This window comes from Flavobacterium sp. LK-23, from assembly GCF_058135255.1.
The window spans coordinates 320,902-332,859 of the sequence record NZ_JBYUVT010000001.1; the positions used below are offsets into that span (position 1 = coordinate 320,902).

At 34.5% G+C, this 11,958-nt stretch carries 7 protein-coding genes; 4 read left to right on the top strand and 3 right to left on the bottom strand.

All coding sequences use genetic code 11. The annotated features are described in order from the left end of the window. Nucleotides 1–82: 82 nt before the first annotated feature. Genes AC3Y25_RS01310 through AC3Y25_RS01320 form a run of 3 tightly spaced genes read right to left on the bottom strand, consistent with a single transcriptional unit; the run spans nucleotide 83 to nucleotide 5,825 of the window. Nucleotides 83–1,183 carry a SusE domain-containing protein gene (locus AC3Y25_RS01310; protein WP_489901481.1) on the bottom strand — a complete coding sequence of 367 codons (1,101 nt, stop codon included), beginning with the start codon at nucleotides 1,181–1,183 and terminating at the stop codon, nucleotides 83–85. Between the two features lie 19 nt (nucleotides 1,184–1,202). Next, on the bottom strand, nucleotides 1,203–2,807 hold the full coding sequence (locus tag AC3Y25_RS01315) for a RagB/SusD family nutrient uptake outer membrane protein (protein ID WP_489901482.1): 1,605 nt from the start codon (nucleotides 2,805–2,807) through the stop codon (nucleotides 1,203–1,205). 36 nt (nucleotides 2,808–2,843) lie between these two features. Beyond that, nucleotides 2,844–5,825, bottom strand: coding sequence for a SusC/RagA family TonB-linked outer membrane protein (locus tag AC3Y25_RS01320; RefSeq protein ID WP_489901483.1), 2,982 nt, complete (start codon nucleotides 5,823–5,825; stop codon nucleotides 2,844–2,846). A 236-nt stretch (nucleotides 5,826–6,061) separates the two neighbouring features. On the opposite strand from AC3Y25_RS01320, the gene AC3Y25_RS01325 reads away from it, so the two are divergent. From AC3Y25_RS01325 to AC3Y25_RS01340, 4 genes are all read left to right on the top strand, one after another. Beyond that, complete coding sequence (locus tag AC3Y25_RS01325; protein ID WP_095928151.1) at nucleotides 6,062–7,093, top strand: LacI family DNA-binding transcriptional regulator; 1,032 nt, start codon at nucleotides 6,062–6,064, stop codon at nucleotides 7,091–7,093. 174 nt (nucleotides 7,094–7,267) lie between these two features. Further along, nucleotides 7,268–8,785, top strand: coding sequence for an MFS transporter (locus tag AC3Y25_RS01330; RefSeq protein WP_482503715.1), 1,518 nt, complete (start codon nucleotides 7,268–7,270; stop codon nucleotides 8,783–8,785). Next, on the top strand, nucleotides 8,778–9,437 hold the full coding sequence (gene pgmB, locus AC3Y25_RS01335) for a beta-phosphoglucomutase (RefSeq protein ID WP_489901484.1): 660 nt from the start codon (nucleotides 8,778–8,780) through the stop codon (nucleotides 9,435–9,437). Before AC3Y25_RS01330 ends, pgmB begins: the two co-directional genes overlap by 8 nt. A gap of 194 nt (nucleotides 9,438–9,631) precedes the next feature. Beyond that, entirely contained in the window at nucleotides 9,632–11,935 is a 2,304-nt protein-coding gene (locus AC3Y25_RS01340; RefSeq protein WP_489901485.1) for a glycoside hydrolase family 65 protein, read from the top strand. The last annotated feature ends 23 nt before the right edge of the window (nucleotides 11,936–11,958 follow it).

Consider the following 11,958-nt stretch of genomic DNA (forward strand, 5'->3'; position numbering starts at 1 on the left):
AATCAGTGTGGTTATTTGATTAGTAAGTTTGATTAAAAAAGGGCTATCTGAGATAGCCCTTTTTCAGTTATTAACTGAAGTTTTATTGATTTGGAATCATTACATAACTTCCGTCTAAATCATTAAAATAAATAAGATATTTAGATTTTGCAACCGGTATGTTTTCACCGTTTCCTCCACCTGCAAAGGCAGTAGTTCCTCCCCATGAAACATCCCAAGCGTCATTTGCTCTAAACTTCATTCCTCCATCATTTAGAGGAGTTACACCTAAAGTCCAAACATGCGCATTAAAAGTTGATTTTACCATTGGTGTTGATGCATCCCATCCTTTAGCAGTTGCATCTCCAATAATACCTACAGTGCTGTATGTTGGTGCTGTCGCTCCTGCTGCATATGACTCTAAAGTGTACGTTAACTTTTCAACATCCATCTTAAATTTATAGTAACCATCAGCAGGGACTTCTATGCTTGCAGGATCTGCATCACCATCTGTTGCTCTATAGATAAGAGAACCGTCTTTACCTCCATACATTGGAGCCCAATTACCTAAATTTTTAATAGTTTTGAATACACCTTTTTTAAAGTATCCTGTAAACACATATTCATTAGCGTTTTTAGCGCTTCTAAACAAGATTTGATTTCCTTTATTATTGTCCCAACCTGAAACAGTTGCATCTCCAACTAAGTACCAATCAACAAAGTTATAATCTAACTTACCTACGTAAGGAGTTACAGTAATTGAAACTATACCTTTTGAAACTTGAACAAAACCTCCAGAAACATTAGCAGTAATTTTCACATCATACTGAGCCGCTTCTTCTGGTTTTCCTCCTAAATCAATTGCTGCTTGATTTAACTCTTTACCTAGAACAGAAACCTCAGTAAGACTGTTTGTAGTACTCTGCAATGTTTTTGCAGCAGTAAAATCTCCGCCTTTCTTATCAATAAGCAATGTATACTTTATTGCTACATCTGAAGAATATTGTGCAGCCGACCAAGTAAATTTAGCCACTTCATCTGATGCCTTCTCAACATCAAGAACATAATTCTGACCTGTTGTTGGCGCTGTAATTTCTGGAGCTGCAACAACATTAAGCACTGGTCTTTCGTCTACAGAGTCCGCATTACACGAAACCAATAGCACACCAATAAATGCGATTAAAATTTTATATATATTTTTCATTTTACAGTTCTATTAGATATTAGTACCCAGGATTTTGTTTCAATGTAGGGTTCGCCTGAATTGTCTTAGAAGGAATAGGCATTAAGTCTCTATATGAATCTGTTGCCATACCATTCATTACGCCACCTTTCCATTGCCAGATTTTGCTTCCTCCTGTAAATTTTCCAAAACGAATCAAATCTGTTCTTCTGTGGCACTCCCAGAATAACTCTCTACCTCTTTCTGCCAAAAGAAAATCAAGAGTTAAATTTGCACTAGATATTGTAGTTGCTCCTGCTCTTGTTCTAATTTGGTTAACATAATCTACAGCAGTTGCCAAATTACCTGTAGTTGCACCACGTACAACAGCTTCAGCATACATTAAATAAGCATCAGAAACTCTGAATACTGGAAAATCAGTATCTGGAATATCAGTTCTTTGAGCTGGTGAACCATCAGATTTTTTATTAATATATTTAGTTACAGCATAACCATCTGTAAATGTTGAAATATTAGTAATATCTAAAGCTTGTCCATCAGTATGGAATGTTCCTCTTTTATCTCCGGTAGCAGTTGCATCAGGAAAAAGAGCTACGAATTCTTTACGAGTTCTAGTACCGAACCAACCTCCGTCCATTCCTCTTGAAGCAGCATCTATACTTCCTCCAATAGCAGCGTGAATAATAAAACTCATTCCTCCACCAGTTGCTCTAATTGCATTTCCATCACTTACGATTGGGAAAATAAATTCGTTTTGAGCACCATTTGTATTGTTATCTGCAGAGAATAAGTAAGAATAAGGAACGTTTGCAAATGTATATCCTGAATTAATGATTTCAGTACATAAAGTTGCTACGTCATTGTTTCTTTCTGTTCCAGTGTAAACTTTAGAGTTAAGATAAATTTGAGCTAATAAAAATTTAGCCGCTACTTTATCAACTCTACCGTATTCATTTGATCTAGCATTTGCTAAACTATTATCTAAATCTTTTAATTCAGACTCTACAAAAGCAAAAACTTCTGCTCTTGATTTTTGTACTGGATAAAAGAATCCAACAGGATCTGCTTCTGTTGTAATTGGCACATTACCAAACAAATCCATTAAGTTTGTATAAGAATAAGCTCTTAAGAAACGTGCTTCTGCTCTAAAAGTTGCAATTTCAGCTTTTAGATTGGCATCAACACCTCTTGCTTCTAATTTCTCATCTGTAGTTTGTCTTAAAAATTCATTTGCCAAACTGATATGGTAAGAGGCTCTAGAATAAGTTCCGTATAAAAACTCATTTACAGGAGACCATGTTTGCGTGTTTAATGTTGGCAAAGCACCATCTGCCCAAGCAATAACAGCCTCATCTGTAGGTAATTCTTGCGTTACAAAAAGCAAACGCAAGTAACTACTGAAATCCCCGCTAAGACCAGCAATATCTGCTTGTCCGTCACCATCATTTCCTCCTACATAAAGTCCAGCGTATAATTTTGCTAAAACCTGCTTGTAAGATGCTGGATCTTCAAAAAAAGTTTCCGATAAAAATTCATCATCATCTTTTGGTGTCACGTTTAAATCGTCAGTACACGAAGTAAGCGTCATACTTATTCCTAAAATAAATAGGAAGAAATAAGATATATATTTAAATGATATTTTCATTTTGTATGTTTTAAAATTTTGTTTTTCAATGTACTATTAGAAACTTGCATTTACTCCAAACAAGAATGTTCTTGCTCTTGGATAAACGTTACCATCGATTCCGTTGAATTTCTCCGGATCTAATCCATCATATTTTGTAAGTACAAAAACATTTTGAACACCTGCTGAGAATCTTAAAGAAGCAGCTTTCAATAAAGCTTTATCCAAAGTATAACCAACTGTTACGTTATCTAATTTGATGAAAGAAGCATCTTTTACATAGTAATTAGATAAATAACGCTGAGTTCCATTATCTTCATAAGTAAATCCAGTATTTAAATAATCTGAACTTACGTTTGATAAGTCTGTTTGTCTTCTTAAACCTGCATCTGAATATCCTAAGTTAGAATTTACGTTATCAAAAATGTAATTTCCTAAACTTGCTCTCCAGTTCATTGTAAAATCAAACTTTTTGTAGTTTAAAGTTGAGAATAAACCGAAAGTATAATCTGCTGTTGGTTTTTTGTATCTGTAACGATCGTTACCATCAATTTTACCATCTCCATTTCTGTCAACATAAGCTCCAGCAATAGGTTTTTTGTTTGCATCATACAATTGCTCGTATACAAAGAATGAATTTGGAGCAGATCCAACTGTATTAATTAAAACTTTATTTCCGTTTCCACCTTTAATATTATCTCCTACTTCATAACCTTGGAAACCTTCAACAGTCTGACCTAAACTTTCAATTTTTTGGTCTAAATAAGTAGCATTAACCGCTACGTTCCAAGTTAAATTATCTTTTTTGATGATATCTGACTGAAGGCTGAATTCAACCCCTTTAGTTCTTAAATCACCAATATTATTAAATCCTTGGTTTCTCAAGTTAGCACCATCTGGCACTAATACATCAGCTAATAAGTCAGATGATTTTTTATCAAAATAGTTAACAGATCCAGTAATTCTATCTTTTAAGAATCCAAAATCAACTCCGATATTCATCTCAGCCAATTCTTCCCATTTGATATTTTGGTTATATCCTTCTGGTCTAGCTGTTCTGTAAACAACACCATTAAATACATATTGAGTATTAACAGTACCAAGTGTAACTCTTCTTAAATAGTCATACTGAGCAGAAATATCTTGCTGACCTGTAGTACCGTAACCAACTCTTAATTTCAAACTAGAAAGTGTTTCGTTATCTTTTAAGAAAGACTCTTCAGCAATATTCCATGCAAAAGCACCTCCCATAAAGTTACCCCATCTGTTTTCTTCAGAGAAACGAGAAGTTCCGTCTCTTCTGTAGTTTAAAGTCAATAAATATTTACTGTCCCAACCTAAATTCACACGTCCAAAATAAGATTGTAAATTGATATCTGGATCAGTAATAACATCTTCATTTCTACTAGCTGCAGGCTGTGTAAGCTCTCCAGATTGGTATTTTTCTTTTTGGAACAACTGATAGTTGTAACCAGCTGTAGCATCCAATTTAAGTTTTCCAAAAGTTTTGCTATACACAAAATACGCATTCAAGTTTTTGTTTTGAAGATCATCTGTGTACGTATTATCGTTTCCTAAATTTACCCAGTTTCCAGAACTGAATGGGTTTGGCTGATATCCTAAAGCACTTTCTGTACTTTGTCTGTTGTATCCGCTACTGTCGAATCTATCGATACCAGCTTCAGCAACAAATCTTAAATCTTCGAAGAAATGGAATTTATAATCAAGGCTGATGTTACCCCATTTTCTAGTAGATTTAGATCTTTTGTCTTCTTGATTTAATCTTGCAACTGGGTTTTTAGCAGGTAATAATGCTAAGTTTCCGTTTGGTTCCAACCATTCGAAATATCCTCCGTAGCGAGAACCCGCTTGATAAGGAGATTGTGTTGGATCGAAGCTAATTGCAGAACCAATAACTGCATCTTCGTCTTGAAATTGATTTTTGCTGAAAGATAAGTTTCCGCTAATATCAATTTTTAAGTGATTATCAAACAATACTGGATTTAACGATATCGATGTCGTTGTTCTTTCAAAAGAAGTGTTTCTTAAGATTCCTGGATTATCAACATTACCAACAGATAAACGCACTGGTAATTTATTGAATAAAGCACCGCTTACAGAGATATTATTATTTGTTGTTAAAGCAGTATGGAAAATTTCATCTTGCCAGTTTGTATTTGCAGTACCCATTAATGCTTTTTGAGCATCAGATCCTTTTGTGTTTACAAAATTTCTGAACTGATCTGCATTTAAAACATCAACTGTATTAGCCACTGTATTGATACCAACTTGAGAGCTGAAGTTCACTTTTACACCACCTTTAGTTCCTTTTTTAGTTGTAATTACGATTACACCATTTGCTGCACGTGAACCATAAATAGCTGCTGCAGAAGCATCTTTAAGAACTGTAAATGACTCAATATCATTTGGGTCAATTGTAGACAATATACTTGTAGCACCACTTGGAACAGCGTTGCTTAAAGGAAGTCCATCTAAAATAATCAATGGGTCGTTTGAAGCACTTAATGAAGATCCTCCACGAATTCTAATATCTGCTTTTGCTCCTGGAGCACCTCCTCCAACAACATTTACACCAGCAATACGTCCACCAATCAAAGATTCTGGAGTAACGTTGATACCTTTATTAAATTCTTTGGCCGAAATTTGAGAAACAGATCCTGTTGCGTCTTTTTTCTTAACAGTTCCGTAACCCACTTGTACTACAACTTCTTGCAATTGATTGGTATCCTCTTCTAAAGATACTGGCAAGTTTTTTTGACCATTAAAGACAATAGTCGCTGTTTTGTATCCAATAAATGAAACTAAAATCTTGTCTCCATTTTTTAAATTTGGCAATTGGAATTTACCATCAAAATCTGTAGAGGTACCAGTTGCGGAACCTTGTACATTTACATTTACCCCTGGTATTGGCTGACCTGTGGCATGATCAGTTACTACTCCACTTAAAGTACTCTGAGCTAGTACTGTAAACGGAAGCAGAAGGAATAAAAATAACAACTTTTTGTAAATTGTTTTCATACTTTTTGTTTAAATTAGTTTTGAGTTTTTGACTGTTAGTTAAGTTTTTAATTTTACTTCGAATTTCAAAATTATGAATTTATTAACATGCTCAACCAGAGACAATTTTTATTGCTTTACGAAAACGTGGTAGTGTTGAAAACTTTCTATTTTTTGTAATCTTTTAGCGTTAAAATTGCAAATACCAAAAATATTGCACACCTTTATTATTAATTAGATTTTTTTCAATTAACTCCATGAAACGTAAAATAACCCTCAAACAGATTGCAAAAGAGCTTGACGTGTCCATCTCAACTGTCTCAAAATCACTTAGAAACAGTCTAGAAATTGGTGAAGAAACACGATTAAAAGTGCAGGCTTTTGCGAAGTTTTACAACTACAAGCCAAACAATATTGCCCTTAGTTTAAAGAACCGAAAAACCAAGAGTATCGGGATTATTATTCCCGAAATCGTACACTACTTTTTCTCTACTGTCATCAATGGAGTAGAACAGGTTGCAAACGAATACGGATACAGCGTAGTTATCTGTGTATCAGATGATTCTTTTGACAAAGAAGTTCTAAACATGGAGATGTTAGCCAACGGAAGTATCGATGGTTTTATCATGTCTCTTTCTAAAGAAACACAATTTAAAGGCGACTTTCATCATATTACCGAAGTGATCAATCAAGGAATGCCTGTCGTAATGTTTGATCGCGTTACAAATGATATATTATGCGATAAAGTAATTATTGATGATAAATCTGCAGCCTATGAAGCAGTTCAAAGTTTAATTGATAATGGCCGCAAGAAGATCGCTCTGGTGACCACGGTCGATTATGTAAGTGTTGGAAAACTGAGAACCGATGGCTATGAAAAAGCATTATTAGACAATGGATTGCCTTTTAATGAAGATTTAATCATAAAAATTGAAGATGTAGAAACTTGCGAAATAACCATTAGTCAGCTTTTGCATGAAAGAGCTTTCGATGCTGTTTTTGCCGTAAATGAGCTTTTTGCTGTAACAATTATCAAAACAGCAAATAAAATGGGATTAAAAGTTCCAGAAGATTTAGCTGTAATTGCATTTACTGACGGAATCATTTCAAAATACTCGACTCCAACAATTACAACCGTTAGCCAAAGTGGAGAAAAAATGGGCAACAAAGCAGCAAAAATGCTTATTGAAAGACTTGAAGCAGAAGAAGATGACGACGAAGAACATACTGAAAATTACACCACAGAAGTTATAGAAACTCATTTGATAAAAAGAGAATCTACTGACTAAAAAACTTAAAATCAACACTTTCTAAAGCCATAAAAAATATTTATGGCTTTTTTATTAGCATAAATAAAAAAATAATTTATAATTTTACGCCCGTCAAGGCTTTTAGTTTTACTTCGAAAAGAACAAAGTTTTGATAAGCAAGGCGCTTATCGTATAATTTTTCAAATTACGATAATGGAAAAGCGTAAATTAAGTTTCTGGGAAATTTGGAACATGAGTTTCGGTTTCTTAGGAATACAATTTGGTTTTGCACTGCAAAACGCAAATACTTCAAGAATTTTTGAAACCCTTGGTGCTAAAATAGATGAAATCCCAATTTTGTGGATTGCTGCGCCTGTTTCAGGTTTAATTATTCAGCCCGTTATTGGTTATTTCAGCGATAGAACTTGGACTCGTTTAGGGAGACGACGCCCCTATTTTTTAATTGGCGCGATTTTATCATCGATGGCTTTGTTCGTAATGCCCAACTCTCCAACTTTATGGATTGCTGCAGGAACTTTATGGATAATGGATGCATCGATCAACGTTTCAATGGAACCTTTCCGCGCTTTCGTAGGCGATAATTTACCCGATCATCAGCGTGCCTTGGGCTTTGTTATGCAGAGTTTCTTTATTGGTACCGGTGCCGTTGTTGGTTCTGTTTTGCCCTATCTTTTCACAAATGTTTTTGATGTCAGTAATGTTGCGCCAAAAGGAATTATTCCAGATGCGGTAAAATGGTCATTTTATATTGGTGGAATCGTTTTTCTGCTTTCCGTTTTATGGACCGTTTTTAAATCAACCGAATATACGCCTGAAGAACTTCATGCTTTTGAAGCTAACAGCAAAAAAGACTCAGAAGGCATATCAAATTCTGAAACAGAATCTGGCGTTTCTACAAAAAAACAATTGCTTTTAGGATTATTGTTTGCTGGTATCGGAGCATTAATTTCATTTTTAATTTTCGAAAACAGTCTGGCAAAAGAACTTTACATTCTATTTATCGGTCTAATTTTCATGGGTATTTTATTTGTAATTGCATCGCAATTACGAACAAAAAAAGTTCAGAATGGTTTTACCATAATCATGACCGATTTATTGAATATGCCAAAAACAATGCAAAAATTAGCTTGGGTTCAATTTTTCTCTTGGTTTGCGCTTTTCTCCATGTGGATTTATACGACTCAAGCAGTCACGCAGCATATTTTTGGAACTACAGACACAACTTCGAAAACCTACAATGATGCCGCCGATTGGGTTTCGGTATTGTTTACAGTTTACAACGGAATTGCCGCTGCAGTTGCCTTTTTACTGCCAATAATTGCAAAAAAAGTAGGCGTTAGAGCAACACACTTATTGGCTTTATGTGCTGGAGGTGTTGGTTTAATTTCAATTTATTTTATTGGTGACAAACAAATGCTTATCCTTCCAATGCTGGGAGTTGGTATTGCATGGGCAAGTATTCTATCAATGCCTTATGCTATGTTGTCTGGTGCTTTGCCAGCTGCAAAAATGGGTTATTATATGGGAGTTTTTAACTTTTTCGTAGTAATTCCGCAAATCGTAGCCGCTACGATATTAGGATTCGTAATCAAACAATTCTTCCATAATGAACCTATTTACGCTCTAATAATTGGAGGTGTATCAATGATTTTCGCAGGATTATTGACTCTTAGAGTAAATAGTAAAACTAAAATTGAAATCCATGAATAATAAAAAAGCATTCATCTTCGATCTTGACGGCGTGATCGTTGATACCGCTAAATACCACTTTTTGGCTTGGCAAAAAATTGCTCAGTCGTTAAATATAAATTTTACGCATGAAGACAACGAACTTTTAAAAGGTGTAAGCCGAGTTCGTTCGTTGGATATTATACTTGGATTAGGAAATGTTCACGCTTCGCAAGAGGACAAAGACAAATGGTTAATTCAAAAAAACGAAGATTATTTATCTTATTTAGTTGGCATGGATGAAAGTGAGGTTCTTCCAGGAGTTTTAAAAATTCTAAAACTATTAAAAGAGAAAAATCAAGGTATTGCATTGGGTTCTGCCAGCAAAAATGCAAGACCAATTTTAGAAAAAACTGGAGTTCTATCTTACTTCGATGTTATTGTTGACGGAAATGACGTTACCAATGCAAAACCAGACCCGGAAGTTTTCTTAAAAGCGGCTCAATTATTACATATTGATCCAAAAAATTCAATCGTATTTGAAGATTCTGTTGCCGGAATTCAGGCAGCAAACATCGCAGAAATGGTAAGTGTTGGAATTGGTGAGGAAACAATTTTACATGAAGCTGATCATATTTTTAAAGATTTTACCCAAATCGAAACAAGCTTTATTAACGATTTAATTAGTCAATAAGAAAATTTGATAATTAGATAATTTCTAAAAATGACAATTATTTAATGATCAAACCGACAAATTATTTCACTTAAAAAAAACGTAGAACAACCAAGCAGTTCAAAAGGTAAAAAAAGCGTCAAAAAAATAATTATCTAATTATCAAATTGACACATTTTCTAATTCCTCAAATTGCCACATTATCTAATTTAAAAATGAATCAAGATTATATAAAACCAGACAATTGGTCCATCATAGAAGAAGGATTTGATGTCGAAAGAGTAAAATCGTCCGAAAGTCTTTTTAGTATCGGAAACGGTGCTATGGGGCAGCGTGCGAATTTTGAAGAAACATATTCTGGCGAAACATTCCAAGGAAGTTATATCGCAGGGATTTATTATCCAGATAAAACAAAAGTGGGCTGGTGGAAAAACGGTTATCCGAAATATTTCGCCAAAGTACTAAATGCACCAAACTGGATTGGAATTGATATTGAAATCAACGAAGAAAACCTTGATTTACACAATTGTACCGAAGTTAAAAATTTCCGCAGAGAATTGAATATGAAAGAAGGATGGTACAATCGTTCTTTTGAAGCTGTTCTTAAAAACGGAACTGAGATTGCGGTAAATATTCGTCGTTTTCTTTCCTTAGATTTAGACGAAGCTGGAGTGATCAAATACGATATTACACCTTTAAATAAAGATGCAAAAATCGTTTATAAACCGTATATAGACGCTGGTGTAACCAATGAAGATGCCAACTGGGAAGAAAAATTCTGGGAACCTTTGGAAGTTAAAAAAGGTACAAATGAAGCTTTTGTAACGGCTCAAACTTTCAAAACGCATTTTAAAGTAACGACTTTTATGCACAATACGATTTTGGCAAATGGAGAAAACATCAATGTTTCGCCATCAACAATCGATTCAACTTTAGATAAAGTTCAGTACACTTACGGTACTATTATCGCAAAAGGACAAACCTCAACAATCCAAAAAATTGGAGGTTATACGGTTTCTTTGAACCACGAAAACACTTTGGCTGGAGCCGAAAAAGTAATCAAATCTGCGGTTGCCTTAGGATATGATACTTTGCTTCAAAATCAAATTGAGGCTTGGGCAAAAGTTTGGGAAATGTCAGATATTACCATTGAAGGCGATGTAAAAGCGCAACAGGGAATTCGTTTCAACATTTTCCAATTAAACCAAACGTATTCAGGAAAAGATTCTCGTTTAAATATTGGTCCAAAAGGATTTACAGGAGAAAAATACGGCGGATCTACTTATTGGGATACTGAAGCATATTGCATTCCATTTTACATGGCGACAAAAGATCAGCAGGTTGCAAGAAACTTGTTGACATACCGTTACAATCAATTGGATAAAGCGATTGAAAATGCTAAGGATAATTTAGGTTTCAAAAACGGCGCAGCGTTGTACCCAATGGTTACCATGAATGGTGAAGAATGCCACAACGAATGGGAAATCACACACGAAGAAATCCATAGAAATGGTGCGATTGCTTTTGCAATTTACAACTATAACCGTTACACGGGAGATTACTCTTATATTCCAGAAAAAGGTTTAGAAGTTTTAATTGGTATTGCACGTTTCTGGCACCAAAGAGCTTCTTTCTCAAAAGATAAAAATCAATATGTGATTTTAGGAGTTACAGGTCCAAATGAATACGAAAACAACATCAACAATAATTTCTACACCAATTATATTGCTAAATGGTGTATTGATTTTGCTGCTGAACAAATTGAAAAAGTAGCTTCAGAATATCCAGCAGATCACAAAAGAGTAATGGAAAAAGTTAATCTTTCATCTGAAGAAATCAAAGAATGGAAAAAAGTGGCAGACGACATGTACTTTCCTATTTCAAAAGAACTTGGAATCTACTTACAGCAAGATGGTTTCTTAGACAAAGATTTAGTTCCGGTAAAAGATTTAGATCGTTCACAGCGTCCAATTAATCAAAAATGGTCTTGGGATCGTGTGTTGCGTTCACCTTACATCAAACAAGCCGACGTTTTACAAGGTTTTTATTTCTTCGAAGATCATTTTTCTAAAGAAGAATTAAAACGCAATTTTGAGTTCTACGAATCATTTACGGTTCATGAAAGTTCACTTTCGCCTTGCGTGCACTCGATTCAAGCTGCAGCTTTAGATAAAATGGACATGGCATATACATTTTATTTAAGAACTTCTCGTCTTGATTTGGATGATTATAATAAAGAAGTGGAAGAAGGTTGCCACATCACGTCAATGGCCGGTACATGGATGAGTATCGTGGAAGGCTTTGGAGGAATGCGTGTTAAAAATGACCAGCTTCATTTCTCACCAAAAATTCCAAAAGAATGGAAGGGATATTCTTTTAAAATTAATTTCAGAAATCAAATTTTAAAAGTAGCTGTAAATCATAACGAAACAACATTTACTGTAGATGGCGATCAAGATTTAACAATTATCGTTAATGGAAAACCTGAAATTGCAAGTAAATTTGTACAAATAAATTAAATTACAATACACTAAAAATCTAA